The 26,089-nt window shown below is 72.1% G+C and carries 29 protein-coding genes and 1 pseudogene; 15 read left to right on the top strand and 15 right to left on the bottom strand.

What is annotated here, in order from left to right; all coding sequences use genetic code 11:
- Nucleotides 1-36 precede the first annotated feature (36 nt).
- Nucleotides 37-339, bottom strand: coding sequence for a helix-turn-helix transcriptional regulator (locus ACNYC2_RS20420; RefSeq protein WP_377225659.1), 303 nt, complete (start codon nucleotides 337-339; stop codon nucleotides 37-39).
- Nucleotides 340-406: 67 nt separating this feature from the next.
- On the opposite strand from ACNYC2_RS20420, the gene map reads away from it, so the two are divergent.
- Nucleotides 407-1,183, top strand: coding sequence for a type I methionyl aminopeptidase (gene map / locus ACNYC2_RS20425; protein WP_419703551.1), 777 nt, complete (start codon nucleotides 407-409; stop codon nucleotides 1,181-1,183).
- Between the two features lie 95 nt (nucleotides 1,184-1,278).
- Here the strand turns inward: map and ACNYC2_RS20430 are convergent, their stop codons facing one another.
- Nucleotides 1,279-2,154, bottom strand: a complete 876-nt coding sequence (locus ACNYC2_RS20430; protein WP_419703552.1) for a serine aminopeptidase domain-containing protein — start codon at nucleotides 2,152-2,154, stop codon at nucleotides 1,279-1,281.
- Nucleotides 2,155-2,274: 120 nt separating this feature from the next.
- Here ACNYC2_RS20430 and ACNYC2_RS20435 point away from each other — a divergent pair, with 120 nt between their 5' ends.
- The 3 genes from ACNYC2_RS20435 to ACNYC2_RS20445 are packed head-to-tail and all read left to right on the top strand — an operon-like array spanning nucleotide 2,275 to nucleotide 4,511.
- Nucleotides 2,275-2,874, top strand: coding sequence for a TetR/AcrR family transcriptional regulator (locus ACNYC2_RS20435; RefSeq protein ID WP_419703553.1), 600 nt, complete (start codon nucleotides 2,275-2,277; stop codon nucleotides 2,872-2,874).
- Between the two features lie 33 nt (nucleotides 2,875-2,907).
- Nucleotides 2,908-3,732: an alpha/beta fold hydrolase gene (locus tag ACNYC2_RS20440; protein WP_419703554.1), complete on the top strand. Its 825-nt coding sequence runs from the start codon at nucleotides 2,908-2,910 to the stop codon at nucleotides 3,730-3,732.
- Nucleotides 3,729-4,511, top strand: a complete 783-nt coding sequence (locus ACNYC2_RS20445) for a MerR family transcriptional regulator (protein ID WP_419703555.1) — start codon at nucleotides 3,729-3,731, stop codon at nucleotides 4,509-4,511. The genes ACNYC2_RS20440 and ACNYC2_RS20445 overlap by 4 nt, the downstream gene beginning before the upstream one ends.
- 18 nt (nucleotides 4,512-4,529) lie before the next feature.
- Here ACNYC2_RS20445 and ACNYC2_RS20450 read toward each other — a convergent pair whose 3' ends face one another.
- Genes ACNYC2_RS20450 through ACNYC2_RS20460 form a run of 3 tightly spaced genes read right to left on the bottom strand, consistent with a single transcriptional unit; the run spans nucleotide 4,530 to nucleotide 6,498 of the window.
- Nucleotides 4,530-4,913 carry a YciI family protein gene (locus ACNYC2_RS20450; protein WP_419703556.1) on the bottom strand — a complete coding sequence of 128 codons (384 nt, stop codon included), beginning with the start codon at nucleotides 4,911-4,913 and terminating at the stop codon, nucleotides 4,530-4,532.
- Between the two features lie 53 nt (nucleotides 4,914-4,966).
- On the bottom strand, nucleotides 4,967-5,878 hold the full coding sequence (locus ACNYC2_RS20455) for a VOC family protein (RefSeq protein WP_419703557.1): 912 nt from the start codon (nucleotides 5,876-5,878) through the stop codon (nucleotides 4,967-4,969).
- A complete protein-coding gene (locus tag ACNYC2_RS20460) occupies nucleotides 5,875-6,498 on the bottom strand; it encodes an NADPH-dependent F420 reductase (protein ID WP_419703558.1) in 624 nt (207 codons plus the stop codon). Before ACNYC2_RS20460 ends, ACNYC2_RS20455 begins: the two co-directional genes overlap by 4 nt.
- A 90-nt stretch (nucleotides 6,499-6,588) precedes the next feature.
- Between ACNYC2_RS20460 and ACNYC2_RS20465 the strand changes: the two genes are divergently transcribed.
- A complete protein-coding gene (locus ACNYC2_RS20465; protein ID WP_419703559.1) occupies nucleotides 6,589-7,080 on the top strand; it encodes a MarR family winged helix-turn-helix transcriptional regulator in 492 nt (163 codons plus the stop codon).
- 9 nt (nucleotides 7,081-7,089) lie between these two features.
- On the top strand, nucleotides 7,090-8,337 hold the full coding sequence (locus ACNYC2_RS20470; RefSeq protein ID WP_419703560.1) for an MFS transporter: 1,248 nt from the start codon (nucleotides 7,090-7,092) through the stop codon (nucleotides 8,335-8,337).
- A gap of 48 nt (nucleotides 8,338-8,385) precedes the next feature.
- On the opposite strand, the gene ACNYC2_RS20475 is transcribed toward ACNYC2_RS20470, so the two are convergent.
- From ACNYC2_RS20475 to ACNYC2_RS20485, 3 genes are read right to left on the bottom strand one after another with little or no spacing between them, the layout of a single operon-like run.
- Complete coding sequence (locus tag ACNYC2_RS20475; RefSeq protein WP_419703561.1) at nucleotides 8,386-8,586, bottom strand: hypothetical protein; 201 nt, start codon at nucleotides 8,584-8,586, stop codon at nucleotides 8,386-8,388.
- 40 nt (nucleotides 8,587-8,626) lie between these two features.
- Complete coding sequence (locus ACNYC2_RS20480) at nucleotides 8,627-9,037, bottom strand: DoxX family protein (protein WP_419703562.1); 411 nt, start codon at nucleotides 9,035-9,037, stop codon at nucleotides 8,627-8,629.
- Nucleotides 9,038-9,085: 48 nt separating this feature from the next.
- Nucleotides 9,086-10,018 carry an EamA family transporter gene (locus ACNYC2_RS20485; protein ID WP_419703563.1) on the bottom strand — a complete coding sequence of 311 codons (933 nt, stop codon included), beginning with the start codon at nucleotides 10,016-10,018 and terminating at the stop codon, nucleotides 9,086-9,088.
- Nucleotides 10,019-10,089: 71 nt separating this feature from the next.
- Between ACNYC2_RS20485 and ACNYC2_RS20490 the strand changes: the two genes are divergently transcribed.
- Entirely contained in the window at nucleotides 10,090-10,989 is a 900-nt protein-coding gene (locus ACNYC2_RS20490) for a LysR family transcriptional regulator (protein ID WP_419703564.1), read from the top strand.
- 32 nt (nucleotides 10,990-11,021) lie between these two features.
- Here ACNYC2_RS20490 and ACNYC2_RS20495 read toward each other — a convergent pair whose 3' ends face one another.
- From ACNYC2_RS20495 to ACNYC2_RS20510, 4 genes are all read right to left on the bottom strand, one after another.
- Entirely contained in the window at nucleotides 11,022-11,333 is a 312-nt protein-coding gene (locus ACNYC2_RS20495; protein WP_419703565.1) for a hypothetical protein, read from the bottom strand.
- A gap of 275 nt (nucleotides 11,334-11,608) precedes the next feature.
- Nucleotides 11,609-11,893 (bottom strand): UBP-type zinc finger domain-containing protein, encoded by a 285-nt coding sequence (locus ACNYC2_RS20500; RefSeq protein ID WP_419703566.1) that lies wholly within the window; start codon nucleotides 11,891-11,893, stop codon nucleotides 11,609-11,611.
- Between the two features lie 80 nt (nucleotides 11,894-11,973).
- A complete protein-coding gene (locus ACNYC2_RS20505) occupies nucleotides 11,974-13,242 on the bottom strand; it encodes a sensor histidine kinase (RefSeq protein ID WP_419703567.1) in 1,269 nt (422 codons plus the stop codon).
- Entirely contained in the window at nucleotides 13,239-13,967 is a 729-nt protein-coding gene (locus tag ACNYC2_RS20510) for a response regulator transcription factor (RefSeq protein WP_377137638.1), read from the bottom strand. The genes ACNYC2_RS20505 and ACNYC2_RS20510 overlap by 4 nt, the downstream gene beginning before the upstream one ends.
- A gap of 115 nt (nucleotides 13,968-14,082) precedes the next feature.
- Between ACNYC2_RS20510 and ACNYC2_RS20515 the strand changes: the two genes are divergently transcribed.
- The 4 genes from ACNYC2_RS20515 to ACNYC2_RS20530 are packed head-to-tail and all read left to right on the top strand — an operon-like array spanning nucleotide 14,083 to nucleotide 18,011.
- Entirely contained in the window at nucleotides 14,083-15,141 is a 1,059-nt protein-coding gene (locus ACNYC2_RS20515; RefSeq protein ID WP_419703568.1) for an AAA family ATPase, read from the top strand.
- The gene (locus ACNYC2_RS20520) at nucleotides 15,138-16,100 is read left to right on the top strand and encodes a DUF58 domain-containing protein (RefSeq protein WP_419703569.1); all 963 of its coding nucleotides are present in this window, start codon (nucleotides 15,138-15,140) and stop codon (nucleotides 16,098-16,100) included. The genes ACNYC2_RS20515 and ACNYC2_RS20520 overlap by 4 nt, the downstream gene beginning before the upstream one ends.
- Nucleotides 16,097-17,083: a VWA domain-containing protein gene (locus ACNYC2_RS20525; protein ID WP_419703570.1), complete on the top strand. Its 987-nt coding sequence runs from the start codon at nucleotides 16,097-16,099 to the stop codon at nucleotides 17,081-17,083. The genes ACNYC2_RS20520 and ACNYC2_RS20525 overlap by 4 nt, the downstream gene beginning before the upstream one ends.
- Nucleotides 17,084-17,105: 22 nt before the next feature.
- Nucleotides 17,106-18,011, top strand: coding sequence for a S1C family serine protease (locus tag ACNYC2_RS20530; protein WP_419703571.1), 906 nt, complete (start codon nucleotides 17,106-17,108; stop codon nucleotides 18,009-18,011).
- Nucleotides 18,012-18,059: 48 nt separating this feature from the next.
- On the opposite strand, the gene ACNYC2_RS20535 is transcribed toward ACNYC2_RS20530, so the two are convergent.
- Complete coding sequence (locus ACNYC2_RS20535; protein ID WP_419703572.1) at nucleotides 18,060-19,079, bottom strand: 1-aminocyclopropane-1-carboxylate deaminase; 1,020 nt, start codon at nucleotides 19,077-19,079, stop codon at nucleotides 18,060-18,062.
- A 149-nt stretch (nucleotides 19,080-19,228) separates the two neighbouring features.
- On the opposite strand from ACNYC2_RS20535, the gene ACNYC2_RS20540 reads away from it, so the two are divergent.
- Together ACNYC2_RS20540 and ACNYC2_RS20545 are read left to right on the top strand one after the other, a co-directional pair.
- Nucleotides 19,229-19,909, top strand: a complete 681-nt coding sequence (locus ACNYC2_RS20540) for a DNA alkylation repair protein (protein ID WP_419703573.1) — start codon at nucleotides 19,229-19,231, stop codon at nucleotides 19,907-19,909.
- 98 nt (nucleotides 19,910-20,007) lie between these two features.
- Nucleotides 20,008-21,408, top strand: a pseudogene (locus ACNYC2_RS20545) (family 43 glycosylhydrolase); the annotation flags it as partial.
- Between the two features lie 93 nt (nucleotides 21,409-21,501).
- Here the strand turns inward: ACNYC2_RS20545 and ACNYC2_RS20550 are convergent.
- Both ACNYC2_RS20550 and ACNYC2_RS20555 read right to left on the bottom strand, forming a co-directional pair.
- A complete protein-coding gene (locus tag ACNYC2_RS20550; protein WP_419703574.1) occupies nucleotides 21,502-22,539 on the bottom strand; it encodes a LacI family DNA-binding transcriptional regulator in 1,038 nt (345 codons plus the stop codon).
- Entirely contained in the window at nucleotides 22,536-23,636 is a 1,101-nt protein-coding gene (locus ACNYC2_RS20555) for an AI-2E family transporter (protein WP_419703575.1), read from the bottom strand. The genes ACNYC2_RS20550 and ACNYC2_RS20555 overlap by 4 nt, the downstream gene beginning before the upstream one ends.
- Before the next feature lie 336 nt (nucleotides 23,637-23,972).
- Here ACNYC2_RS20555 and ACNYC2_RS20560 point away from each other — a divergent pair, with 336 nt between their 5' ends.
- Nucleotides 23,973-24,995: a zinc-dependent alcohol dehydrogenase family protein gene (locus ACNYC2_RS20560; RefSeq protein ID WP_419703576.1), complete on the top strand. Its 1,023-nt coding sequence runs from the start codon at nucleotides 23,973-23,975 to the stop codon at nucleotides 24,993-24,995.
- A 37-nt stretch (nucleotides 24,996-25,032) separates the two neighbouring features.
- Nucleotides 25,033-25,950 carry a helix-turn-helix transcriptional regulator gene (locus ACNYC2_RS20565; protein ID WP_419703577.1) on the top strand — a complete coding sequence of 306 codons (918 nt, stop codon included), beginning with the start codon at nucleotides 25,033-25,035 and terminating at the stop codon, nucleotides 25,948-25,950.
- The last annotated feature ends 139 nt before the right edge of the window (nucleotides 25,951-26,089 follow it).

The raw sequence follows: 26,089 nt of genomic DNA on the forward strand, positions 1-26,089 counted from the left end.
CGCCCTCCCGGTGGGCGCCGCGAGAGCCGTGAGCCCCTACGAGGCCAGCCACTCGCGCGCGTTACGGCCGGCCCTGACGGAACCGACGCCGTCGTCGGCCGGGTTCATCTCTGCCCACACCGCGTCGAGGGAGAGCCCGAGGACCTCCGCGATCGCCGCGACCGTCGGGAAGGCGGGGGTCGCGACACGCCCCGACTCGATCTTCCGGAGGGTCTCGGGCGAGACGCGGGCGTCGAGCGCGACCTCGAGCATCGAACGCTCGCCCCTGGCGCGACGCAGAAGGGCGCCGAGACGCTGTCCGCGCTCGACCTCCGCGGGTGTGAGCGGCAACCTGACCATGCTTCCGATCATAGTACCGGGATAGTATGGCCGGGATAGTTATTGGAAGACGTGCGAAGGGCACCACATGATCGAGATCTTGAACCCCACCGAGCTGGTCCGGGCGAGGGGCGCGGGCACCCTGGTCGGCACCATCCTGCAGACGTTGCGCGAGCGGTGCGTGGTCGGCACGAACCTGCTGGACGTCGACCGGTGGACCAAGGCGATGATCGTCGACGCCGGTGCGCAGTCCTGCTACGTCGACTACGCGCCGTCGTTCGGGCGCGGGCCCTTCGGCCACTACATCTGCACGGCCGTCAACGACGCCGTCCTCCACGGGATGCCGCACGACTACCGGCTCGCCGACGGCGACCTGCTGACCCTCGACCTCGCCGTCTCGCTGGACGGCATCGCCGCGGACTCCGCCATCAGCTTCATCGTCGGTGACACCAGGCCCGCCGAGAGCGTCGCCATGATCGACGTGACAGAACGTGCGCTGCGGGCCGGGATAGCGGTCGCCCGCCCCGGGGCTCGCATCGGTGACATCTCCGACGCCATCGGCACGATCCTCAGCGCGGCGGGGTACCCGATCAACGTCGAGTTCGGCGGCCACGGCATCGGATCATCGATGCACCAGGACCCGCACATCCCGAACACGGGACGGCCCGGCCGCGGGTACAAGCTGCGGCCCGGGCTGCTGCTCGCGCTGGAGCCGTGGGTCATGTCGGACACCGACGAGCTGGTCACCGACGCCGACGGCTGGACCCTCCGTAGCGCGACGGGCTGCCGGACGGCGCACAGCGAGCACACCATCGCGATCACCGAGGACGGGGCGGAGATCCTCACGCTCCCGAGGCCGGCATAACCGCCATCGCTGGTCGAGCCGCCCTCCGCTGGTCGAGCTTGTCGAGACCTTGGTGAGGTCTCGACAAGCTCGACCAACGGGACAGAGCCCGACCCTTAGTACGGGCAGGTGCTGCGGTACTCACTGATCGTCGTGCTGGTGGACGGCGCCGGGCACAGGAACTGGTCGTAGCGCAGGTCGTCGTCGACGAAGCGCTTGAGCCAGGAGATGCTGTACTTGGCGATGGTCGTGTTGTCCGTGTTCGGCGCGAAGTGGCTGGCGCCGCGCAGCTCCAGGTACGCCTTGTCGGTGCTGCTGGGGAGGGACTGGTAGAACGGCTCCGCGTGCGAGCGGACCGAGGCGACCGAGTCGTTCTCCGCGCCGACGATCAAGGTCGGCGTGCTGACCTCCGGCCACGTCTTGTCCGTGTTCCACGGCGTGAGCGGGATCGCCGCCTGCAGCGACGGCCGGTCCTTGGCCGCCTCGAGCGATCCCCCGCCGCCCATCGAGTGGCCCATGACCGCCAGCCGGCCGGCGTCGATCCGGCCGCTGACCACGCTGCGCGTCGTCAGGTAGTCCAGTGCCCGCAGGAGCTGGTCACCGCGCGAGGACGGCTGGTCAGAGGTGGTGTTCGTGTCGATGGTGAAGACGACGAACCCCTGCGACGCGAGCCGCGGGCCGAGCCAGGCCATGCTCGACTGGCTGGCCGTGTAGCCGGGTGCGACGGCCACCGCCCCGAACGTGCCCTCGGCGGTGCTGGTCGGGTAGTAGATGGTGCCGCCACCGAAACCGGTGACGGCCAGACGCGAGACGCTCACGTCCGAGACGGCGAACGAACCACGGCGAGCCTCGATGCTCGACACGGTCGGATCGGGACCACGTTCGTACGGGTTGTCGGCGGCCTGCGCGACCGGCAGGCCCACGACGGCGGTGCCGGTGAGCAGCAGCCCGGTCACGAGCGCTGCACCAGCCTTGCGGATCAGATGCCTCATGAATCGCCCCTTCGAGATCGGTGAGACAACAACTGACCGGACTGACGATAAAGTAGCTCTACCACTCGGTCAAGACATTCTTGAGATTGATGCACGGTGGTCGTTGACTAGGGTCGGAGGGTGAACGAGCACGTGGACGGCCGCAAGCTGCGCTTCGAACATCGCCGTGGGGAAGTCCTGCGTGCGGCGACCGAGCACGCCCTCGACCACGGCCTCGCCGGCCTGTCGCTGCGCAAGGTGGCCCAGACGGTCGGCGTCAGCCACGCGACGCTGGTGCACCACTTCACGACCAAGGACGACCTGGTCGCAGAGATCGTCGACCTGGTCCTCGCCCAGACCCTCGCGCTGCCCGACCTGGTCGACGACGACCCGGAACCGCTGGAGACCATCTGGCGGCGGGCGACGTCGGACAAGGGGCGGCGCTACATCCGGCTGTTCACCGCGATCACCGGGCACGCCATGCACGACAACCCGAAGCTGCGCGACGCCGTCGCGCGGTCGATCCAGCAGCGGACGGCCCTGCTGGCCGCGGGCCTGGTGCGGCACGGCTGCCCGGAACCGGAGGCCTCCGCGCTGGCGACGTCGCTGCTCTCGACGCTGCGCGGGCTGCTCGTCGACCTCCTGGTCACCGACGACGAGAAGCGCGTCCGGGCGGCGTTCGAGAACCTGGCCGCCGAGCTGGACCGGCGCAGCGCGCACTGGCCGCGATCAGGTGGTTGACCTTGACCTGAGGTCAAGGTGGACGCTCATCGCATGACGACTTCAAGCTCTTCCCAGATGATCAAGCCCGCCTGGTCCGGAATGGTCCCCGTCGACGACACGGAGCTGGCAGTGACCGACACAGGAGGTGCCGGCCTCCCCGTGATCTATCTCAACGGCTCCTATGCCTCGCAGCGGCACTGGAAGCGAGTGATCGCCGACCTCGCCGACGGCTACCGGCACATCGCCTTCGACGAGCGCGCCCGCGGACGGTCGAAGCTCTCGGCGGACTACTCGTTCGACGCGTGCCTCCGCGACATCGACGCGGTCCTGGCCGCCCGGGGCGTGGACCAGGTCCTGCTGGTGGGCTGGTCCTACGGCGCGCTGCTTGGGGTGCGCTGGGCGCACCGCAACCCGGAGCGCGCCCTGGGCGTGGTCGGCGTCGACGGCCCGTACCCGGTCGGCTGGACCACGGACGCCGAGCACGAGGAGATCCGCAAGGTCTTCCACCGGATGCGGCTGTTCATCCCGCTGGCCCGCCGGCTGGGCATGGCGGCGCGCTTCTCCGGCGAGCAGCACGTCGAGGTCGCCATCGAGGCGCACCTGCTGCATGCCGCCCTCACGCCGGTCCTCGAGACGATGCCGGTCCCGGTCAGGTACGTCGAGGCCTCCGGCGAGGGCCTGGGCAGCCGCGACGACCTGCAGGAGCAGATGCGCAAGTCCCTCGACCCGCTGCTGGTCAGCAACCCGAACCTGAAGGTGGGCGCGAAGGTGGCCAGCAACCACGGCAGCATCCTGCGCAAGGACTCCCCCGCCGTCGCCGGCGTCGTCCGTGAGCTCGCCGCCTCCGTGAGCACCCAGGGGCAGGCCGGCCGATGAGCGGGCCGGCGGGCGGCGTCACCATCGGCCAGGCGGCGGCGTTCGCGGGCGTCACGATCAAGACCGTGCGGCACTACCACAAGCTCGGTCTGGTCGAGGAGCCCGGCCGGGACAGCTCCGGTTACCGCCGGTACCGGTCGGACGACCTGCTGCGCCTCGTGCAGGTCCGGACGCTGGCCGCCGCGGGCGTGCCGCTCGCCGACATCGGCGGCATGCTCGACGCCGACGCCGAGCGGTTCGCCCTGTCCCTCACCGACGTCGAGCAGCGGCTGACCGACCAGATCGAAGAGCTGGTCGCCCGCCGTGACACGCTGCACCGGCTCGCCGACGACCGGGCACTGCTCCCCGACCGCGCCTGCGCGGTCCTCGACCGGATGCGCGAGCTCGGCTTCAGCCCCGACTACGTCGGCGGCCAGCGCGAGGCGCTGGTGCTGTTCCGGGCGCTGGTGCCGGAGGGTTTCGACAGCTTCGTGTCCCAGCTCGAGCACCGGCTGGACGACGCGGAGTTCGTCGACCTGACCCAGCGCAGCTGGGACGCGCTGTCGTGGGACCCGGACGACCCGCGGGTCGAGGAGCTGGCCTCGGCCCTCGCCGCGAACCTGCTGGCCAAGCCCGAGCTGCTGGCGGTACCCGCGGGGTTTCAGGCCGGGCCCGACACCGCCGCGAGGTACGGGATGGTCAACACCCACGGGCAGGGGGAATGGCCGACGGCGGCGCGGCTGACCGCGCTCGTCGAGGCGAGGCTGCGCGCCGCGGGCGTGCCGGTCCCGCGGCAGTGACGACCAGGCCGCTACGGGTCAGTCGTCGGGCATCGAACGCCGGTCGCCCACCGGGCCGCCGGTGTGCGGGAACGTGAGCGAGCCGGCGCCCACCCACCACTTCATGACGTCGTAGGCGAGCCGACCCGCCTGGACCGACGGGTCGGCGTCGGAGAGCCGCGCGGCCTCGGCGGCGTCGCACGCGAAGATCGACATGCCGCGGTAGGACTGGTCGCTCTGCTCGTCGAACGGTCCGTTCGCGACGAGGGTGCCCCGCCGGGCCAGCTCGGCGCGGTACGCGAGGTGGCGCCCCTGCAGCGCGTCCAGCTCCTCGTCCGACATCTCCGGCGCGTCCGGCGGACGCCGCAGCACCACAACGGTGTAGACGTCGAACGCGTCGGGGATGTTCGGATCGCGCGGCATACGACCAGGCTACGACCGCGGCCCGCCGGCCGACCCGCGGATCAGCCCTCCGATCACCCCTCGGTCTCCGGCGACACGGCGAGCCGCGTGTTCCACGGGTCCGCGAACCGGAATGTCGCGCCGTCGTCCGACGTCGGGATGCCGTGGAACCGGAGGCGGTCGGCGAGGGCTTCGACGTCGGACCGGGTGGGGACGAGGATCCGGACGTCGCCGAGGCCGAGCGTCGAGGCGCGCGGCGCGGCGCCCGCGCTGCGCCACGTGTTCATGCCGATGTGGTGGTGGTAGCCGCCCGCCGAGACGAACAGGGCGGAGTCCCCGAGCTGCGCGGTGACGTCGAACCCGAGCGTGTCGACGTAGAACTGGCGCGCGGAGGCGAGGTCGCCCACCTGCAGGTGCACGTGTCCGATCGCGGCGGACGGACCGGCGTCGGACGCCTCCGGGTCGTGCCAGCGCCGCAGGAACTGGTTCGGGTCGAGGTACTCGCTGGCCATGGCGACGGTCCCGTCCGGGTGGACCGTCCACTCCTCGCGGGGGCGGTCGCGGTACAGCTCGACGCCGTTGCCCTCGGGGTCGGTGAAGTAGAACGCCTCGCTCACGAGGTGGTCGGCGCTGCCGGTGTAGGTCTCCGGCACGCGCTGCGCCATCGACGCGAGGGACGCGGCAAGGCGCCGCTCGTCCTCGAAGACGATGGCCGTGTGATAGAGCCCGGCGCCGCGCGGGTCCGCGCCCGGCAGGTCCTTCTCCTGGCGGAGCACCATGATCGGCACGCCGCCCCGGCCCAGCGTCGCGTTCGCGCCCGACTGGTCGAGGACGTCGAGGGTCACCGCGTCCTGGTAGTACGCGGTCATGGCGTCGAGGTCGCGCACGAGCAGCTCCACGGTGTCCATCCGGGTGCCGTCGGGCGCCGTCCCCGCGGTGGCGACACTGCCCTGCCGCCACGCGGGGACGATGTTCGGCGCGCTCATGAGATCAGGGCGAGGCCGCCGCCCCACGAGATCTTCTCGGCGCCGGCGAGCGTCATCTGCAGCAGGCCGACGGCCTCCAGCTCCCGGGCCCGCTTGAGCGAACCGGCGTCCAGCCCTTGCAGCCCGGCCGCGGTGACCAGCTCCACGAGCGTCTGCTTCGCGTCCGCGTCGTCGCCGGCGACGAGCACCGTCGTCGGTACGGAGCCGATCTCGCCGCTCGCGAGCGTGCCGCCGAAGTTCGTGTTGAACGCCTTGACGACCTTCGCGCCCGGGACGGCGTCCTGGAGCTGCTTCGCCGCCGAGGAGTCGGCGGGGACGACGAGGTCGTCGAAGGTGCTGAAGTCGACCGGGTTGGTGACGTCGACGAGGACCTTGCCGTCGAACGCGGTCGGGTAGACCTCGACCAGGTCCGCCACGGCGCCGTAGGGCACGGCCAGCACGACGACGTCGCCGGTCACCTCGTCGCCGACGGTGCCGGCCGTTCCGCCCAGCGGGCCGGCGACAGCGCGCGCCTTCTCGACGTCGCGGGCGAGCACCTGGATGCCGGTCCCGCCCTTCGCCGCGATGCCCGCGACAACACTGCCGAAGTTTCCTGCCCCGATGACGGTGACCGTGGTCATGTGCGCTCCCAAAATAGTTGTTCCTACAACCAACGCTCCGAGTCTCGCACCGATTACTTGTCGCGTCAACCAAACGGTAGGATGGGGCACGTGAAGCGACGCGTACCCCGGATGAACGAGCAGGAGTCGGCGGCCTGGCTCGGCCTGACCACCGTGTTCAGCCTCCTGCCCGCCGCGCTGGACAGACAGCTCCAGCGCGACTCCGGGCTCACGCACTTCGAGTTCGTGGTGCTCTCCAGCCTCCAGCTCAGCGACGGGCCGACGATGCGGATGACCACGCTCGCCGAGGCCACCGTCGCCACCCTGCCCCGGCTGTCCCACGTGTGCGGGCGCCTGGAGAAGCGCGGGCTCATCACCCGCGCGCCCTGCCCCGAGGACCGTCGCGCCACCAACGTGGGCCTCACCAGCGCCGGCCGACGCGAGCTGATCCGCTCGGTCCCCGGGCACATCGCGACGGCGCGGCGGCTGGTCATCGACGCGCTCACACCCGAGCAGCTCGACTCCCTGGCCGAGATCACGGGCACGATCGCGGCCCGCCTCGCGGAGGAACCGCCGGAGGGCACGCCTGCGGCGTCCGCTTAGGCTCTGCGCGTGAGCAACAGGCAGCCGCTCGGGCGGGCGTTGAGGAATGTCATCGTTGCGAATGTCAGCTCCAGCCTCGGGGACGGCATCGCCAGGGTGGCGGCTCCCCTCCTGGCGGTGCGGCTGACCGACGACCCGCTGCTTGTCTCCGGGATCGCAGCCGTGGCGATGCTGCCGTGGCTGATCTTCTCGATCCCCGCCGGGATCCTGCTGGACCGGATCGACCGGCGGCGCGCCATGACGATCGCCAACGGTGTCCGGACGCTGCTCGCGGTCCTCATGCTGGCGCTGTTCGCCACGGACCAGCTCACGATCTGGTGGCTCTACGGCGTCGTGTTCGCGTACGGGGCGTTCGAGACGGTCTACGACGGCGCGCTCCGCGCCGTCCTGCCGTCCATCGCCGCCAAACAGGATCTGCCGCGCGCCAACTCGCGGGTCGAGGCCGGGGAGATCGTCGTCCAGCAGTTCCTGTCCGGCCCGCTCACCTCGGCGCTGTTCGCGGTCTCCGTGGTGGTGCCGCTCGGGATCAACGCGCTCACGTACGCGGTGGCGAGCGTCATGGCGGTGTTCCTGCCGCTCGCCGCGGCGGGCAGGCACCACACCGACCCGAGCGGCGTGCCGCCCGTCGCCTGGTACCGGCAGTTCACCGACGGGTTCCGGTACATCACGGGCAACCCCATGCTGCGGAGGCTCTGGCTGATCAGCGTGGTGATAGCCCTGTGCTTCTCGGCCGCCACGGCCACGATGGTGCTCTACGTGCTGAACCAGCTCGGCCTGCCGGAGGCCTGGTACGGGGCGTTCATCCTGGCCGGCGCGGTGGGCTCGCTCGGCGCGGCGTCGGTCGCCAACCGGCTCAAGGAGCGGTTCGGGGCGGGACCGGTGATGGCCGTCGCGCAGACCCTCTCGCTCGCGGCACTGGTCCTGATGGGCGCGGTCCCCGTGCTCGGCGTCGTCGCATTCAGCTTCTTCGTGTCGGCAGGCGGCACGACGGCGTGGAACATCCTCGTCATGTCCCTGCGCCAGGCCGCGATCCCGAGCCGCCTGCTCGGCCGGGTCCACGGCACGTGGCGCACGCTGCTCTGGGGCACGATGCCGCTGGGCTCACTGCTGGGCGGGCTGCTCGGCCGGATCGACCTGCGGGCGCCGTTCCTGATCGCGGGCGGCCTCGCGACGCTGGTCGCGCTCGTGTCGTTCCGGTTCCTGTCCAGGCTGCCCAACCCGGAGGATCTGGAGGACGCCGACGGGCCGGCCGCCTGAGGCCGCCCCGCCGAGCCTGCCACCGGCGCCCGCAACGCCCGTCCCGGATCAGCTGTGCTTACCGGGCCTGCCCGCTCGTGCGCCCCAGATGATGAGCACGACTCCCACGACGGCGAGGATCGGGCCGACGACCGCCCACAGCGTCACGCCTGTCATCGCGCTACCGGCGAGGTAACCGAGTCCCTGGAGCGCGAAGACGGCGCCCATAAGGACGAGGACGGCACCGACCACCATCAGAGCTGACTTCACGACTGCCTCCGAGCTGAGTTGTGGTGAGAAGGCGTGCAGGTCAGCCCATCGAGAACAGCGGTCCCGTGATGGTCAGGCCCGGATCCTGGCTGAACGCCCAGAAGAACGCCAGCGCCGCGCCCGCGAGCGCCACGTCCTTGTTGAACTGCACCATCTCCGTCTGCCTGGCCGTCGGATCCGTCTCCCGCCAGAACCCGTGCATGAGGAACGCCGTCGGGACGAGGAAGAGGAAGAGGAGCAGCGCGCCCAGGTCACCCCAGACGCCGAGCAGGACGGACAGGCCGCCGAGCACCATCATCACTCCGCTGACGACGGTGGCCGGTCTGGCCATCTTCACGCCCCTGGACGCCGCGTAGCCAGCCATGGCGTCCGTCTGCGTCAGGTGGCCGACGGCGCTTCCCAGGAAGAGGGCCACGAAGAGCACCCGGCCGATCAGTAGTACGACGTCCATTGTCGCCTCCGGTAGAGGTCCTACAGTCGATCACGCTTTCTCCACACTTTATGACCCGACTGTCTCGCGCGTCGAGAGTCTTGGGGGCACCACTTTCTCGACACCGCCCGAGCCCCGAGCGCCGGCCTTGCGCAACGACCCCCAGAGCACACCCCCGATCACCAGTGCCGCACCGAGCGCCGTCGCGATCTCGATGTGCTCGCCCAGCAGGACCGCCGATGCGCTGAGCCCCACCACGGGGACCAGCATCGAGAACGGCGCGACGACGCCCGCGGGGTGCCGGGCCATCAGCCACGTCCAGATCCCGGAGCCGACCAGCGTGCCGATCAGGACCGTGTAGGCCAGCCCGACCAGCGCCGGGACCATGTGCGGTCCGGGGACGAACGCCGCGGCGATCGCGTCCGGCCCCTCCACCACCAGGGACAGCGCGAACATCGGCACGGGCGGCACCACCGACATCCACAGCGTGAGGTGCAGCGGGTTCGCCGCCCTGGCGCGCGCGTTGGACACGTTGCCGATCGCCCAGCCGAACCCACCGGCCAGCACCAGCAGGAATGGTCCGAACGCGGCGGCCTGCGCCTGGGACCAGCCCACCACCGCCAGCCCCAGCGTCGCCACGCCCAGCCCGACCAGCTGCCGCGCGGTCACCCGGTCCCGGAAGGCGACCGCGCCGAGCAGCACGGTGAACGGAGCGGAGGACTGCAGCACCAGGGACGCCAGCCCCGTCGGCATGCCGACGGCCATCCCCCAGTACAGGAACAGGAACTGCAGCGTGCCGAACCCGATGCCGTACCCGAGCAGCCAGCGCACCGGTACCTGCGGACGCGGCACGAGGAGCAGGGTCGGGACGGCGATGATCGCGAACCGGAGCGCCACGAGCAGGAACGGCGGGAACTGGCCGAGCGAGGCGTCGATCGCGATGAAGTTGAGGCCCCACATGACCGCGACGGACACGGCGAGCAGGCGGTGCGAGATGGGCATGGCCCGAGTGTGTGCGGCGGCGGTTCTGAAGGACAAGCGAAAGTTTCTACAGGTCCTTGTAGGTTGCCTTCATGAATCCCCGTCACCTCGACCTGCTCCGCGAGCTCGCCGACCGGCACTCGGTGACGGCGGTCGCGGAGGCGACCCACCGGACGCCGTCGGCCGTGTCGCAGCAGCTCCGCACGGCGCAGCGCGAGCTCGGCGGGATCCCGCTGGTGGAGCCGCACGGCCGGGGCGTGCGGCTCACCGAGGCGGGCAGGCTCCTGGCCGACGGCGGACGCGACCTCGCACGGACGATCGCCCAGGTGCAGGCCAGGTGGGATGCGTACCTGGGCTCGGCGTCCGGCACCGTGCGCCTGGCAGCCCTGCCGAGCGCGGCGGCGGTCCTGCTGCCCGAGGTCCTGAACCGGCTCGCGGACACGGCGGTCAGCCTCGAGTGCACCGACGTCGACATCGCCGAGTCCGAGTACCCAGGCCTGGTGGCCGACCACGACATCGTCGTCGGCCACAGCTTTACCGGACCCGTGCCCGCCGGAGCGGACCACCTGGTCACCGCGGCGCTGCTCCGCGAACCGCTCGACATCGCCATGCGGGCCGACCATGTGCTGGCGACCAAGGCGCGGGTCACGGCGCAGGACCTGGTGCTCCACGAGTGGTACGGGGTGCCGCTCGGCTACCCGTTCGACGACCTGCGCATCGCCGTCGAGACCGTGACCGGTGCTCCCGTCCGGGTGGTCCAGCGGCTCCTCGACAACCGGCTGATCGAGGCGCTCGTCGCGTCGGGCGACCGCGTGGCGGTGCTCCCCCGGTACAGCACCACGCCCGGCGCCGGGATAGTCCTGCGTGCGGTGCACGGGATGGACGCCGCGCGGTGGATCGTCGCGATCCTGCGGCCGGACCGGGCCGAACGGCTAGCGGTCAGGACGGTGCTGGACGCGCTGCGTGCGGTGGGCCGGGAGGTCGTCGGCTGACGGTTGCGGTGCTGGGGCGCCTCTTGGCCAGGTCAGTCTCCGTCGAGGTGCAGCTCTGTGTCCCGGTCAGCCGCACAGACCCTGGCGAGCGCGAGGATCTCCTCCTTGACTGAGGGATCGAGCTGGAGCTCGCGCAGCTCATCGACGAACTGCTCCATGTCCGCCGACAGCAGCATCAGGGATCCGTAGGGCTTGACCCGCGCCAACATCGGGAGCGACGTCGCCGCGCAAGCCTCCGCGAACAAGTCGCCATGGTCGGAGTAGGACCCCAGCAGGATCAGCTTCCTTCGCCGCGGGCTCGTTCCCGGCTGCTCAACCCTGTAGAGCGAGATGTCCACGGCCACGGTCGCCCGCCTCCCCGAGGTTGCCGCCGCATCGCAGCGTAGGTTCGCACCGGACCGGCGGTATGGGAATCGAGAGGTCGCGAGATCGGTCAATTGCCTCCGCCGCTGTTCGAGTTCGGTCCGTTGCTCTGAGATCGGTCAATCAACCGACCGATCTCACAGCAACGGACCGAACTCAGATCAGGCCGCGAGCAACCGACCGAAGTCAGGTCACGCCCGCGTGCAACTGACCGATCTCGCGGCACAAGCACGGCGAACCTCAGACGCAGGACGCCCTAGCGGGCGGGCAGCTCCACCGTCCGCAGGGTCGCCTCGTCCTCGAAGCACCAGCCCCAGGCCTCACCCGGCTCGATCGAGCGCATCAGCGGGTGACCGGTCTCCTGGAAGTGTCCGGTGGCGTGCTTGGCCGGCGAGGAGTCGCAGCAGCCCACCTGCCCGCACACGAGGCAGCTGCGCAGGTGCACCCACGTGCCGCCGTGCTCCAGGCACTCGGGGCAGCCCTCACGGCTGGCGGGCTCCAGGACTGCAACCTGGTCCAGGTGCGTGCACACATCACTCATCGCTTGGCTCCTCGCTGTGTCCTGCCGGCTCTGCTCCCCTGATCCTAGGCATGCACGGGTCGACGTCGGCGCGAGCAAGCTCAGGAAGCCAGCGGGTCCCCGGTCGGCGGCGTGTCGCCGCGGTCCGTCGCGCGGTCCAGCGTCCGGTCGGGGAGCCAGACCGTGAACGTGCTGCCGCTCGTGCCGTGGTCGGTGTGCCGCAGGTGCCCGTCGTGGCTCTCGGCGACCTGGCGGGCGATCGCCAGGCCGAGGCCGGAGCCGTTCGGCCGGTCCGCGTGCCCGCCGGCCGCCCCCGAGCCAGCCCCGTCGCCGTCCTCGCCCCGGTAGAACCGGTCGAAGATCCGGTCCCGCGCCTCGGCCGGCACCCCCGGTCCTTCGTCGGCCACGGCGATCCACGCCCAGCCCTGACGGCTCCCCACGCCCACGGTGATCGCGCTGCCCACCGGCGCGAGCCGCACCGCGTTGGACAGCAGGTTGTCGACCGCCCGGCCGAGCGCGTTCGCGTCGCCGTACGCGACCGGGCCCGGGTGCGTCCGCTCGACGATCGACACGCCGCGCCGCTCGGCGACCGCGCGGTTGTCGCGGACGGCGCCCTCGGCCAGCGCCGCGAGGTCGACCTCCCGGTCCACGAAGGCGTCCGAGCGGAACCGCGCGGTGGCCAGCAGGTCCTCCAGCAGCCGGGACATGCGGCTCGTCGCGCCCAGGACGACGGCGGTCGCCTCCGCCCGCTGCGCCCGGTCGGCCTGCTCGTTGCCCAGCACCGCCTCGACGTTCGCCTGCACCACCATCACGGGGTTGCGCAGCTCGTGGGACACGTCCTCGATGAGCCTGCGTTCCGCGGTGAAGGCCCGGTCCAGCCGGTCGAGCATGCCGTCGATCGTGTCGGCGAGGGTGCGCAGCTCGTCCCGCGGCCCGGTGGCGCCGATCCGCCGGGACAGGTCGGTGGCGCCGATCTCCTGGGCGGTGCGGGTGATGGCCTCCACCGGCCGCAGCGCCCGCCCGGAGACCCACCAGCCGACGGCCACGCTGAGCAGGAACATCACCGCGAGCGCCACCGCCGAGTAGTCCCGCAGCGTCTGCAGGGCGGTGTAGTTCACGGCGTGCTGGACCGTGTCGAGGTCGGCCGCCTGGAACTGTTCGCCGGGCTTGTAGGCGATGCTGCCGTCGGACTTCTTCTCGAACCGTTTGACGGTGACGGGGTCGAGCGGCGCGGCGACGATGGTCTGCGAGAGCGCGAAGTAGACGCCCGCGAGGATGAGGGCGGTGATCCCGAAGAGCGTCGCGGAGTAGGTCAGGGCGAGCCGCATCCGCACGGTGCGGGCCCACCCGGGCAGCCCCGGGAGGGTCATGCGGGAACGCCCTCGACGGGGCCGTCCACGCTGGCCGGCAGCTCGCGGAGCCGGTACCCGCGGCCGATGACGGTCTCCAGCGCGGGGTCCTCGCCGTCGAGCGTGAGCTTGCGCCGCAGGGTGCCGACGGTGACGCGGACGGTCTGGGTGAAGGGGTCGGCGTTCTCGTCCCACACGTGCTCGAGCAGTTCCTCGGCGGGCACGACGTACGCGGGCCGGTTCATCAGGTAGCGCAGGACGGCGAACTCCTTGCGGGTCAGCACGAGCTCACGGGTGCCGCGCCAGGCGAGCTGCCGGGCGGCGTCGAGCCGGATGGGGCCGTGCACGAGGACCGCTGCGGCCTCGCGCGCCTCGCGGCGCAGCAGGGCGCGGATGCGGGCGGAGAGCTCGATGATCGCGAACGGTTTGACGAGGTAGTCGTCGGCGCCGACGTCGAGGCCGGTCACCCGGTCGGTCAGGCGGCCGCGCGCGGTGAGCATGAGGATGCGCGGCGGATCGCCGTCGGCGAGCGGCACCTGGCCGCCGCGGATGGCGCGGGTCAGGTCGAAGCCCGTCCCGTCGGGGAGGGTGATGTCGAGCAGGACGACGTCGTACGGGTTGAGGCCGAGCTTCTCCCTCGCCTCGGCGACGGTGCGAGCCTGGTCGACGGCGTAGCCCTCCCGGCGCAGTGCCACCTGCAGGGCACTCACCAGACCTGCCTCGTCCTCCACGATCAGCAGCCGCACATCAGCACCGTAACCGCCCGGCCGCGGCTCTGACAGGCCCTGCCGGTCCCTCCTTTCGGTCTGCTTTCGCTCGGGTTTCCCGCAGTTTTCTCTCCCGTCGGGTGGAGTCGGTGTCATGGACGAGCCCATGGAACCGCGCAGACCCGCCACCCAGGACATCCCCTCCGTCGCGACGCACCCGCCGCTCCGCCCGGCCGCCGCCCTGCTCGAACGGGCGCTGATCGAGGTCAAACGAGTGATCGTGGGGCAGGACCACATGGTCGAACGGATCATGGTCGGCCTACTCTCCCGCGGCCACGTGCTGCTGGAGGGTGTGCCCGGCGTGGCCAAGACGCTCGCGGTGCGGACCCTGGCGGCCGTCGCGGGGGGCTCGTTCGCCCGCCTGCAGTTCACGCCGGACCTGATGCCGTCCGACATCGTCGGCACTCGCGTCTGGAAGCCGTCGCAGGAGGACTTCGACGTCGAGCTGGGCCCCGTGTTCGCCAACCTGGTCCTCGCCGACGAGATCAACCGCGCGCCCGCCAAGGTGCAGTCGGCCCTGCTGGAGGCGATGGCGGAGGGCCAGGTCAGCATCGGCGGACGCACCTACGCCCTGCCCGACCCGTTCCTCGTCCTGGCCACCCAGAACCCGATCGAGAGCGACGGCGTCTACGCCCTGCCGGAGGCGCAGCGCGACCGGTTCCTGCTCAAGGTCGACGTCGACCACGCCGACGAGCTGGAGGAGCTGACGATCGTGCAGCGCATGAGCGCCGCGCCCCCGCGTGCGGAGCCGCTGCTCGACCCGGCGATGGTCCGCCAGCTCCAGCGGGAGGCCGACCAGGTGTTCGTGCACCACGCCGTCGCGCAGTACGCGGTAGCGGTAGTGATGGCGACCCGCAGGCCGCACCGGTACGGGCTGCACAACCTCGACGGCGTGCTGGAGTACGGCGTCAGCGCTCGCGGCAGCCTCGGCCTGATCACCGCCGGACGGTCGCTGGCCCTCATGCGCGGACGCGACTACGTGCTGCCGGCGGACCTCGTCGACCTGGCCGGCGACACCCTCGCCCACCGGCTCGTGCTCACGTTCGACGCGGCCGCCGACGGCGTCGACCCCCGGACCGTCGTCGACGCCGTCCTGGCAGCCGTGCCGCAGCCGCGCGTGGCGCCCGCCGAGGAGGAGGTGGTCGTGCGATGAGCGATCCGGCCGGGCACGACCCGGCGCGCAGCGGCCCGGAGCGGAACGACCCGGCGGGCCGGTTCCGCAGGCTCGAGCTCACCGTCCGGCGCCGGGTCGACGGGCTGCTGCAGGGCGACGTCGACGGGCACGCGATCGGCCCCGGCTCCGACCCGGAGGAGCTGACCCGGTACCAGCCCGGGCAGGACGTGCGCTGGATCGACTGGAACGTCACCGCCCGCACGGGCGAGCCGCACCTGTGGCGCACGCGCGCCCAGCACGAGCTGGACACCTGGCTCCTCGTGGACCGCAGCCCCAGCATGACGTTCGGCACCGCCCGGACCGAGAAGGTGGACGTCGCCGAGGAGGTGGCGGCCGCCGTCGCCCTGCTCACGACCGGGCCGGGCAACCGCGTGGGCATCGGCCTGATCGACGAGGCCTGCCTGCACTGGATCTCACCGCGCCCCGGACGCGCCGCGGCGGCGGCGCTCACCCGCCTCGACGAGGCAGCCCGCCAGGGCAGCCCCGCGGTCTCCCTGTCGGACGCCCTGCGCGGGCTCGGCGCCCGGGCCCGGCGCCGAGGGCTGTGCGTGGTCGTCACCGACCTGGTGTCGCCCGACGGCGCGATCGAGCGGCCCTTCGACTGGGAAGGACCGCTCCGGCGGCTGACCGCCCGGCACGACGTGATAGTCGTCGAGGTCGACGACCCGCGCGAGCGTGAGCTGCCCGACGTGGGCGAGGTGGTGCTCCTCGACCCGGAGACCGGGGCGCAGCGCGAGGTGTCGACGTCGGACCCCGAGCTGCGCATCGCCTACGCCATGGTCACCGCCCTGCATCGCGACGAGACGGCAGCGGCCGTCCGCGCCGCCCGTGCCGAACACCTGCGCGTGAGCACCGACGACGACTGGGCGGCAGTGCTCGCCCGGTTCGTCAAGGACCGCCGTCGCGCCCCCGCCCGCCGTCACCGGAGGACGCCGTGACCTTCACCGACCCCCTGTTCCTGCTCGCCCTCGTACCCGTTGCCGCGCTCGCGCTCGCGTATGTCCTGCTCCAGCGGCGCCGCACCCGCTACGCCGTCCGCTTCGCGACCCTGCCGATGCTCGACCGCGTCGCCCCCACCCGCCCGCGCTGGCGGCGGCACCTCGCGACCGGGCTCGTGCTGCTCGCGCTCGGCGCGTTCGCCACCGCGGCCGCCGGGCCGGAGATGCGGCTCCGCGTCCCGTACGAGCGTGCGACGGTCATCGTCGCCATCGACGTGTCCGGCTCGATGGAGGCCCAGGACGTCCCGCCCGACCGGCTGACCGCCGCCAAGGGGGCCGCCGTGGAGTTCGTCCGCGAGCTCCCCGAGACGGTCCAGGTGGGCGTCGTCGCGTTCGCCGAGGAGGCAGAGCTGGTCGCCCCCGTCACCGCCGACCGCGCGCTGGTCGAGAACTCCATCCAGAACCTGCAGTCCGACGGCGGCACCGCCATCGGCGAGGCGGTGTTCGCCTCGGCCGCCGAGGTGGTCCGGCAGGCCGCCGCCGGCGGCACGACGGCGGACGGCGACGCGGCGTCGGACGGCGACGCGGCCGACCCGATCCCCGCCCGGCTGGTCCTGCTCTCCGACGGGTTCAACACCGCCGGCCGCAGCCCCGCCAGCTCGGTACAGGCGGCCCTCGACGCCGAGATGCCCGTCTCGACGATCGCCTACGGCACACCCGGCGGCGTCATCGGCAACGGCACCCGCACGCAGTCGGCGCCCGCCGACGACGAGACCCTCCGCATGCTCGCCGAGGGGACCGCCGGCCACTTCTACCGCGCCGAGAGCGGCGCCGAGCTGGACCAGGTCTACGAGGACATCGGCTCGGCCATCGGCTGGCGCACCGAGACCACCCTCGTCACCACGCCCCTGGTCCTGCTCGGCCTGGCGCTCGCCATCACCGCCACCGCCCTGTCCCTGCGCTGGTTCTCCCGGTTGGTCTGACACCGTTCGAAGGAGCGTTCCCTTGCAGAACCCCGACCCGCTGCTCCATGGTTCCCCCGTCGGCCTCGGCCGGCCCGCCGGCCCGCGCCACTTCGTCGTCGGCGAGCCCGTCGTCCCGGCGCCGCCCGCGCCGCCGGGTCCCGGGCGGGCGTTCGGCCTGCCTGCCGGCCCTGCGGCTCCCGAACCGGAGGCCCCGCACGACGCGACACCCCGCCGCCCGCGGGTCCTGCTGACGCTGGCTACCGCCCTCGCCCTGGGCGCGCTGCTCGGGTCGGCGACGACGGGCCTGGTCACCGGCCTGAGCCTCGCGCCGGAAGAGATCGCGACACCAGCGGTGGTGGACCAGGGCACCGGCACAACGACCGCGAGCGCCGCCCAGCGCGCGCTGCCGAGCGTCGTCCAGGTGCGGGCGGGTTCGCGCGGCGGGTCGGGCGTCATCATCGACGCGAACCACGTGGTCACCAACGGGCACGTGGTCGTCGGCAGCGAGACGGTGGAGCTGCTGCTCGACGACGGGAGCTCCGTCACGGGCCGGGTGCTCGGCGCCGACGAGCGCAACGACATAGCGGTGGTCGAGGCCGACCTCGGCGGGGCCCGTGCGGCGGCCCTGGGCCGCAGCGCCGGGCTGCAGATCGGCCAGCCGGTCATCGCCGTCGGGTCGCCGCTCGGGCTGACGGGCAGCGTCACGGCAGGGGTGGTCAGCGCCGTCGACCGCAGCTCCGGCGACTATCCCGGGCCGATGATCCAGACCGACGCGTCGATCAACCAGGGAAACTCGGGCGGCCCCCTGGTCGACCTGAGCGGTCAGGTGGTCGGCATCAACACGGCGATCGCGACGGTCGGCAGCTCGGGCAACATCGGCATCGGGTTCGCCGTGCCGATCGACCGTGCCGCCGACGTCGCGGAGCGCATCATCGCCGGGGCGTGACCCGGCCGGGAGTCGGCCGGGCATGGCGTCGGCCGGGCGTCGGCCGGCTCAGGTGAACAGGCCGCTGTAGGCGTTCAGGGCGGGCTGGCCGCCCAGGTGCGCGTACAGGACCGTGGACTCCTTGGGGATGTCGCCGCTCGTGACGAGGTCGATCAGGCCGGCCATGGACTTGCCCTCGTAGACCGGGTCGATGATGACGCCCTCGAGCCGGCCGGTGAGCCGGATCGCGTCGAGCGTCGACTCGACGGGGATCCCGTACTTGTCGCCGGCCCAGCCGGGCAGCACGGTGATCTCGTCGTCGCGCAGCGGCCGCCCGACGCCGATCAGCTCGGCCGTGGCCCGCGCGATCCGGGCCACCTGGTCGCGCGTGTCGTCGAGCTTCGCGCTCGCGTCGATCCCGATCACCCGGCGGGGCCGGCCGCCGGCCTCCTCCAGTGCGGCGAACCCGGCGATCATGCCCGCGTGGGTGGACCCGGTGACCGCGCAGACGACGATCGTGTCGAAGAAGACGCCCAGCTCTCGCTCCTGCTGCTCGACCTCGTACGCCCACTGCGCGAACCCGAGGCCGCCGAGCCGGTGGTCGGAGGCACCCGCCGGGATCGCGTACGGCGTGCCTCCGCGCTCCTTGACCTCGCCGATCGCGCGGGTCCAGGAGTCCTTGAACCCGATGCCGAAGCCCGCCGGGTCGAGCCGGACCTCGGCACCCATGATCCGGCTCAGCATGATGTTGCCCACCCGGTCGGCGACGGAGTCGGGCCAGTCGACCCAGTTCTCCTGTACCAGCACGGCCTTGAGCCCCAGTGACGCGGCCACCGCGGCGACCTGACGCGTGTGGTTCGACTGGTAGCCACCGATCGAGACCAGCGTGTCCGCACCCTGCGCGAGGGCGTCCGGGACGATGTACTCCAGCTTGCGGGTCTTGTTGCCGCCGTAGGCGAGACCCGCGTTGCAGTCCTCGCGCTTGGCCCAGACCGCCGCACCTCCGAGGTGCGCGGTCAGCCGGGGCAGCGGGTGGACGGGGCTCGGCCCGAAGGTCAGCGGATGGCGGGGGAAGTCGGACAGGGCCATGGTTACTCCTCGTTGACGAGCGGGTCGGCGACCCGCCCAGGGCACGCAATATATTGCATACCGATCGAGGGTTTTGGCAAGGCGTCTATCGTGGCGACGAGGCGACGTGCGCAGGGCCCTGCGCCGACCGCGCAGCGAGAGGAACCCCCATGCCTGACGCCACGCCGCTCGACGAGGTCCTCCGGGAGCTCGCCGCGCTCGAGAACCCCGGGTTCCGCGCGGTCAACGAGCGCAACGGGGACGACCACGGCGTCAACCTCTCGCAGCTGCGCGCCGTCGCGAAGCGCCTGAAGAAGCAGCACGAGCTGGCCGTCGAGCTCTGGGCGACCGGCGACACGGCCGCCCGCCTCCTCGCCACGCTGGTCTGCCGCCCCCGGTCCTTCACCCCGGCCGAGGTCGACACGATGGTCCACGACATCCGCTCCCCCAAGCTGCTCGACTGGTTCGTCGTCAACGTCGTGAAGCCCGGCAGGTTCGGCGAGGAGTTCCGCGAGCGCTGGGCCGCGGACGGCGCCGACCTGGTCGGCCGGGCCGGCTGGACCCTGCAGAGCGACAAGGTCGTCAAGGCGCCCGACGACGTCAACCTCGACGCGCTGCTCGACACGATCGAGCGGGACATGAAGGACGCACCCGAGAACACGCAGTGGGCGATGAACACCTGCCTCGCGATGATCGGGATCAACGACCCGGGCCGACGTGCACGGGCGATCGGCATCGGCGAGAACCTGCGAGTCCTCGCCGACTACCCTGCCTCGCCGGGCTGCACTCCGCCGTACGCCCCGGTGTGGATCGCCGAGATGGTCGGACGCCAGGAGCCGGCCCGCGCCTGACCCGCGGCCCGTCGCGGGGCTCCTCGGGAAGACCCCTATGCTGCTCATGGCAACGTTGCCATCCCGTCGAGCGCGATCCCTCGCGCAAAGGAGCGCACATGCGTCTGGTCCCCAATCCCGTCCTGCCCGGCTGCCATCCCGACCCCTCGGTGGTCCGGGTCGGCGCGGACTACTTCATGGTGACCTCGACGTTCGCCTATCACCCGGGGATCCCCGTCCACCACAGCCGTGACCTGGTCAGCTGGCGCCGGGTCGGACACGTGCTCGACGGCGACAGCTGGCTCCCGCTAGAGGGCAACACGGTGTCCCACGGCGTCTGGGCGCCGACGATCCGGCACCACGAGGGCGTGTTCTACGTGGTGTTCACGGTCGTGCGCGGAACCGAGGGTGCGACCACGTACGTCACCACGGCAGCGGACCCCGCGGGGCGGTGGGCCGTCCCGACGCCGCTGGAGGCCGACGGGATCGACCCGTCCCTGTTCTTCGACCACGACGGCCGGGCGTGGTTCACCGCCGCCCGCGACGCGATCTCGCCCAACGCCACCGGGCCGGGCGAGATCTGGCTGCGCGAGCTCGACCTCGCCACGCTCACGCTGGTCGGCCCGACGCACGTCCTCTGGCACGGCGCCCTCACCAGGCAGTGGGTCGAGGCCCCGCACATCTACGAGCGCGACGGCCGCTACCACCTGATCGGCGCGGAGGGCGGCACGGAACGCAACCATGCGGTCACGGCCGCGACGTCCGACACGGTGACCGGACCGTACTCGACGGACCCGCGCAGCCCGCTGCTCACGCACCGGCACCTCGGCGCCGGCGAGCTCGTGCAGAACGTCGGCCACGCCGACCTCGTCGAGGCGCCGGACGGCACCGCCTGGGCGCTGGTGCTCGGCGTCCGCCGGGTGAACGGGCACCACACGCTCGGGCGCGAGGTGCTGCTCGTCCCCGTGGAGTGGGACGACCGCGGCCCGGTCCTCGCGCCCGGCGCCGGGCGGGTGCAGGGGGTGCTGCCCGGCCTGCCGGACACCACCACCAGGCCCCCGGACTGGTTGTCGCTGCGTGGCCCCGTGCCCGCCGACGTGAGGGGCGACACGATCACGCTCGGCCCGCGGCCCGCGCCGCTCTCGGGGCGCGAGGTCCCGGCATTCCTTGCGAGGCGCCAGGACATGCACCGCTTCGTCTTCGAGACGACGGTCGAGACCGACCGGATCGCGGGGCACGACGCCGGGGTGGTCGCCTTCCAGGACGAGAACACGTTCCTGGCCGCGCGGGTCCGGCGTCGGGCCGACGGCTGCGTGGTCCGCGTGGCCGGAAAGGTGGGCGGAGCGGAGGTCGTGCGCTCGGAGGTTCCGGTCGCGGGCGACGTCGTGCTCCGCATCCGGTCGGACGGACAGTCTTACACGTTCTCCTGCGTGACCCGCATCGGGGAGGACGTCCTGGCGAGCTTCCCGCACACGGCGCTGAGCACGGAGACCGCCGGCGGGTTCGTCGGGGTGCTCCTCGGGCTGGTCAACGAGGCGGCGGTGGACGCGGAGCCGCTGACGTTCCGCGGCGTGCGGTACGCCGCGCCGGCAGCGGCGGCAGAAGGCGCGGCGTCAGACGGCGCGGGTGCTGGCGCGCACGACCAACGACGGCGGCAGCTGGTGGTGGCGGGCGGCTCCCCCGCCCATCAGGTCCAGCAGCACCTCGATCGCGAGGCGGCCCAGGGTCACGAAGTCCTGCCGGACGGTGGTCAGCGCCGGGACGAGGTAGTCGGCTCCGGCCATGTCGTCGAACCCCACGACTGACACGTCGCCGGGCACGGAGAGCCCGCGGGCGGCGAGCGCCGAGAGCACGCCCATCGCCATCTGGTCGTTGCCCGTGAAGATCGCCGTGGGCAGGGTGCCGCCGTCGGCCGGCCCGTCGACGAGCCCGTCGATCAGCGCGGCGGTGAGCTCGTGCCCGCTGCGCGCGGTGAAGTCGCCGTGGAGCACGCGGGGCTCGGCGATCCCGGCGCGCCGGAGCTCGCCGCGCCAGCCGTCCACGCGGGCCCGGGCGTCGTAGGTCTCCATGTGGCCGCTCAGGTGGACGACGTCGCGGTGGCCCAGGTCGAGCAGGTGCCGGGTGGCGAGGCGCGCACCCTCCACCTGGTCGAGCTCCACCGACCCGATCGCGGGGTTCGCCACGTTGCCCGACATCACCACGGAGATCGGCACGCGCGCGACCGTCCGGTCGAGCGCCTCCAACGCCACGGGCCGGTCCGCGATCACCGCGACGCCTGCCGCTCCCTGCCCCACGAGCTGCCCGAGGCACTGCTCGAGCTGCTCGTGGGTGCCGCCCTGCCAGCTCGTGAGGCTCACCCAGTGACCGGCGTCCTTCGCGGCCTGCTCGATGCCCAGCAGCATGCGCGGCAGCTCGAACAGCTCCGAGCCCGCGAGGACCACGCCGAGCATGGTCGACCGGCCGCTCTTGAGCATGCGGGCGGAGTCGTTGCGGCGGTAGCCGAGCTCGTCGATGACCCGCAGGACCCGGTCCCGCGTCGCCGCCCGCACCGTCGGCTCGTTGTTGACGACCCGGCTCACGGTGATGTGCGCGACGCCGGCGGCGCGTGCGACGTCGACCATGGTCGGCGGCCGCTTGCCCTGCGCGGTCACCGCGTCTCCTGGTACGGGATCACCACACGGTTGATGACGAGCAGGCCCGCGGCCGCGACCGGGACCGCCACGAGCGCGCCGAGGATCCCGCCGAGCGCCGCACCGGCCAGGGCCGCGACGATCACCAGCACACCGGGTACCGCCACGGCGCGGCTCATCACGCGCGGGGACAGCACGTACGCCTCCACCTGCATGTATACGAGCAGGAGGATCGCGACGACGAGCGCGGCGACCGGGCTCACCGTCAGCGTCGCGAGCACCACGAGGATCGAGCCGATGACGGTTCCGACGACGGGGATCAGCGCCGCGACGAACGCGAGGACGGCGAGGAGGATCGGCGCGGGGCTGCCCGCGAACACGGTCAGCAGCAGGGTGAACGTGGCGTTGATGGTCGCCAGGAGCAGCTGGCCCGCGACATACCGGCCCACGGACTCCAGCACCTCGTTCAGGAGCGAACCGGTGATGTCCCGCCGGGACCTGGGCACGAGCCGCAGGACGGCGGCGACCATGGTCGGCAGGGACACGGCGAAGTAGATCGTCAGGGCGGCGACGATGACGACCGCCGTCACGCCGTTGATCAGCCCGGTGCCGACCTGCAGGACGCCACCCGCGATCGCCGTGAGCTGGCGGGGGTCGGTGAGCAGCTCGGTCAGCGACGCCAGCAGACCGTTCAGGTTGAGTGCGACCAGGTTGTCGTTGGTCCAGACGTACCAGGCCTGGTTGGGCAGCTCCCGCAGCGCGTCGACCAGCTGGGTGACGAAGATCCCGACCTGCGGGACGGCCAGCGGCAGCACCGCCACGACGAAGAGCGCGAGGACGACGGCGGATCCGACGATCATCATCGTCGCGGCCACCCACCGCAGCACGCCCCGCGAGACGAGGTACCGGATCCCCGGGTCCAGCGCCAGCGCCAGGAACAGCGCCAGCCCGACGTACACCAGGACCGTCGCCACCGCCTCGATGGCGCCCAGCACGACGAGACCGGCGCCGACGCCCAGGGTCGCGAGCACCGCGTACCCGAACGGGTTGGCCGGCAGACCGACCGTCGGCGTCCGCCCGCCCGCGCCGCGAGCACGTGGAACCCGCGGTGACCTCACGGGCGCCGGGTCCTGCTGCGCACCCGGTCTCCGCGTTCTCGGCGATCGCGGCAGGGCGCCGGGTCGTTGCGGCATGCGGGCCATTGCACTCCATCGGTTCCTAGGTGTCCGCGATGAACACGCTGCGGGTCACAGCCTTACGGAAAGCAGGCCGCTTGTCGCCATCGGCTCGCGGACCGACGTCGACCGGCTGGGCCGACCGGCTGGGCCGACCCCCTGAGGGGTACTCCCCGGGCCTCCCACCCCGGAGGCGCGCTGGCGTCTGATGGATTCCGATAGGAGCACTGACCCCGTGCCGCACCGCTCGGCACGGGACCCGAGCAAGGAGAGGTACCCATGCGTGGAGTTGTCATGTACGCGCCCGGCGACGTCCGGGTCGAGGAGCGCGAGGACGCCAGGATCATCGAGCCGACCGACGCCGTGATCCGGGTGACCGCCGCGTGCATCTGCGGCTCGGACCTGTGGCCGTACCGCGGGGTCGAGGCCCTGGACGGCCCGACCCCAATGGGCCACGAGTACATCGGGATCGTCGAGCAGGTCGGTGCCGAGGTGCGGAACGTCAAGGTCGGCGACTACGTCGTCGGCTCGTTCGTCGCCTCGGACAACACGTGCGAGATCTGCCAGGCGGGCTACCAGTCCCGCTGCATCCACAACGTGATGATGGGCTCGGTGGGAACCCAGGCCGAGCTCGCCCGCATCCCGCTGGCCGACGGCACCCTGGTCGCCACCCCTGGTACGCCCGACGCCGACCTGGTCCCGTCGCTGCTCGCCGCCTCCGACGTGCTGGGCACCGGCTGGTTCGCCGCCGTGGCCGCCGAGGCGGGCCCCGGCAAGACCATCGCGGTCGTGGGCGACGGCGCGGTCGGTCTCTCGGCGGTGCTGGCCGCCAAGCAGCTGGGCGCGGAGCGGATCGTCGTCTTCAGCCGCCACCCCGAGCGGCAGGCGCTGGCCCGCGAGTTCGGCGCCACCGACGTCATCGAGGAGCGCGGCGACGCCGGCGCCGCGAAGGTCAAGGAGCTGACCGGCGGGTACGGCGCCCACGGCGTCGTCGAGGCGGTGGGCACCGAGGAGTCGATGTGGCAGGCCATCAACTCCGCCCGGCCGGGCGGCTACGTCGGGTACGTCGGCGTCACGCACGGCGTCCAGCTCGACGGCCTGAAGCTGTTCTTCACCGGCGTGCACCTGCACGGCGGCCCCGCCCCCGTGCGCCGGTTCCTGCCCGAGCTGATCCAGCTCATCTGGGACCGCGCGATCGACCCGGGCAAGGTCTTCGACCTCGCCCTCCCGCTCGAAGAGGCGGCCGAGGGCTACAAGGCGATGGATGAGCGTCGCGCCACGAAGGTGCTGCTCACCCTCTGACGGTCGCGCCGCCCGGGTCGCACATACCGTGGAACCCATGAGCACCAAGGACGAGGTGCGGGAGTTCCTGGTCTCCCGCCGCGCGAACGTCACCCCGCGGCAGGCGGGCATCCCCGACTTCGGCGGGGAGCGGCGGGTACCCGGGCTGCGCCGCGAGGAGGTCGCCATGCTCGCCGGCGTCAGCCTCGACTACTACACGCGGCTGGAGCGCGGGAACATCCGCGGCGCGTCCGAGAGCGTGCTGGGCGCGATCGCACGAGCCCTCCAGCTGAACGACGCCGAACGCGAGTACCTGTTCGACCTCGCCCGCACGGCCCCCGCTGCCGCGGCCGCGCGCGACCGCAAGCCCGTCGCGCAGTCGGTCCGCACCTCCGTGCAGCGCGTGCTGGACAACATGGCCGTGCCCGCCATCGTGCACAACTCGAACCAGGACCTCGTGGCCGCGAACGTCATGGGCCGCGCCCTGTACGCCCCGCACTTCGACACCGACGGCACGCCGAACATCGCCCGGTTCATCTTCCTCGACCGCCGCGCCCAGGACTACTACGTCGACTGGGCACTGGCCCGGCGCACCGCCGCGGCGATCATGCGGCTCGAGGCCGGACGCGACCCGCTCAACAAGGAGCTCACCGCGCTCATCGGCGAGCTCTCCACCCGGAGCCCGCAGTTCCGCGAGGACTGGTCGGGGCACGACGTCCACGAGCACCGCACCGGGGTCAAGTCGTTCCACCACCCGGTGGTCGGGCGTGTCACCGTCGCGTTCGACGTCTTCGCGATGCCCGGCGAGGCGGGCCTGCAGATCGTCACCTACAGCCCTCCCCCGAACACCGACTCAGCGGAGAAGTTCGCGCTGCTGGCCAGCTGGGCGGCGACCCAGGAGGCGGAGCGCGCCCCTGACGGCGGCCTGGCGAGCAGGCCGCACGACGCCGTGAGCCAGCCTGCGAGCACCGACTGACCAGCTGAGGTCGCGCTGGCGGGACGTCTGGGACGGCCTCAGAGGCGTCTCGATCCTGTCGCGAAGAGTTATCCACAGATTTGAAATCTGGCATGCAGGTCGCACACATGTTCGAGATAATGGACGCATCCAAGGAGTG

Origin of the sequence: Promicromonospora sp. NFX87, from assembly GCF_048564965.1 — a bacterium.
Lineage (GTDB): Bacteria > Actinomycetota > Actinomycetes > Actinomycetales > Cellulomonadaceae > Promicromonospora.

Bases quoted from the DNA above. Each gene is read 5' to 3' on its own strand.
- ACNYC2_RS20560 (WP_419703576.1), top strand. From the start codon at position 23,973: ATGCGTGGAGTTGTCATGTACGCGCCCGGCGACGTCCGGGTCGAGGAG.
- ACNYC2_RS20565 (WP_419703577.1), top strand. From the start codon at position 25,033: ATGAGCACCAAGGACGAGGTGCGGGAGTTCCTGGTCTCCCGCCGCGCG.
- ACNYC2_RS20535 (WP_419703572.1), bottom strand. From the start codon at position 19,079: ATGGCCCTGTCCGACTTCCCCCGCCATCCGCTGACCTTCGGGCCGAGC.
- ACNYC2_RS20505 (WP_419703567.1), bottom strand. From the start codon at position 13,242: ATGACCCTCCCGGGGCTGCCCGGGTGGGCCCGCACCGTGCGGATGCGG.
- ACNYC2_RS20520 (WP_419703569.1), top strand. From the start codon at position 15,138: ATGAGCGATCCGGCCGGGCACGACCCGGCGCGCAGCGGCCCGGAGCGG.
- ACNYC2_RS20430 (WP_419703552.1), bottom strand. From the start codon at position 2,154: ATGAGGCATCTGATCCGCAAGGCTGGTGCAGCGCTCGTGACCGGGCTG.
- ACNYC2_RS20500 (WP_419703566.1), bottom strand. From the start codon at position 11,893: ATGAGTGATGTGTGCACGCACCTGGACCAGGTTGCAGTCCTGGAGCCC.
- map (WP_419703551.1), top strand. From the start codon at position 407: ATGATCGAGATCTTGAACCCCACCGAGCTGGTCCGGGCGAGGGGCGCG.
- ACNYC2_RS20455 (WP_419703557.1), bottom strand. From the start codon at position 5,878: ATGAGCGCGCCGAACATCGTCCCCGCGTGGCGGCAGGGCAGTGTCGCC.
- ACNYC2_RS20480 (WP_419703562.1), bottom strand. From the start codon at position 9,037: ATGGACGTCGTACTACTGATCGGCCGGGTGCTCTTCGTGGCCCTCTTC.
- ACNYC2_RS20515 (WP_419703568.1), top strand. From the start codon at position 14,083: ATGGACGAGCCCATGGAACCGCGCAGACCCGCCACCCAGGACATCCCC.
- ACNYC2_RS20485 (WP_419703563.1), bottom strand. From the start codon at position 10,018: ATGCCCATCTCGCACCGCCTGCTCGCCGTGTCCGTCGCGGTCATGTGG.
- ACNYC2_RS20460 (WP_419703558.1), bottom strand. From the start codon at position 6,498: ATGACCACGGTCACCGTCATCGGGGCAGGAAACTTCGGCAGTGTTGTC.
- ACNYC2_RS20440 (WP_419703554.1), top strand. From the start codon at position 2,908: ATGACGACTTCAAGCTCTTCCCAGATGATCAAGCCCGCCTGGTCCGGA.
- ACNYC2_RS20420 (WP_377225659.1), bottom strand. From the start codon at position 339: ATGGTCAGGTTGCCGCTCACACCCGCGGAGGTCGAGCGCGGACAGCGT.
- ACNYC2_RS20445 (WP_419703555.1), top strand. From the start codon at position 3,729: ATGAGCGGGCCGGCGGGCGGCGTCACCATCGGCCAGGCGGCGGCGTTC.
- ACNYC2_RS20450 (WP_419703556.1), bottom strand. From the start codon at position 4,913: ATGCCGCGCGATCCGAACATCCCCGACGCGTTCGACGTCTACACCGTT.
- ACNYC2_RS20490 (WP_419703564.1), top strand. From the start codon at position 10,090: ATGAATCCCCGTCACCTCGACCTGCTCCGCGAGCTCGCCGACCGGCAC.
- ACNYC2_RS20540 (WP_419703573.1), top strand. From the start codon at position 19,229: ATGCCTGACGCCACGCCGCTCGACGAGGTCCTCCGGGAGCTCGCCGCG.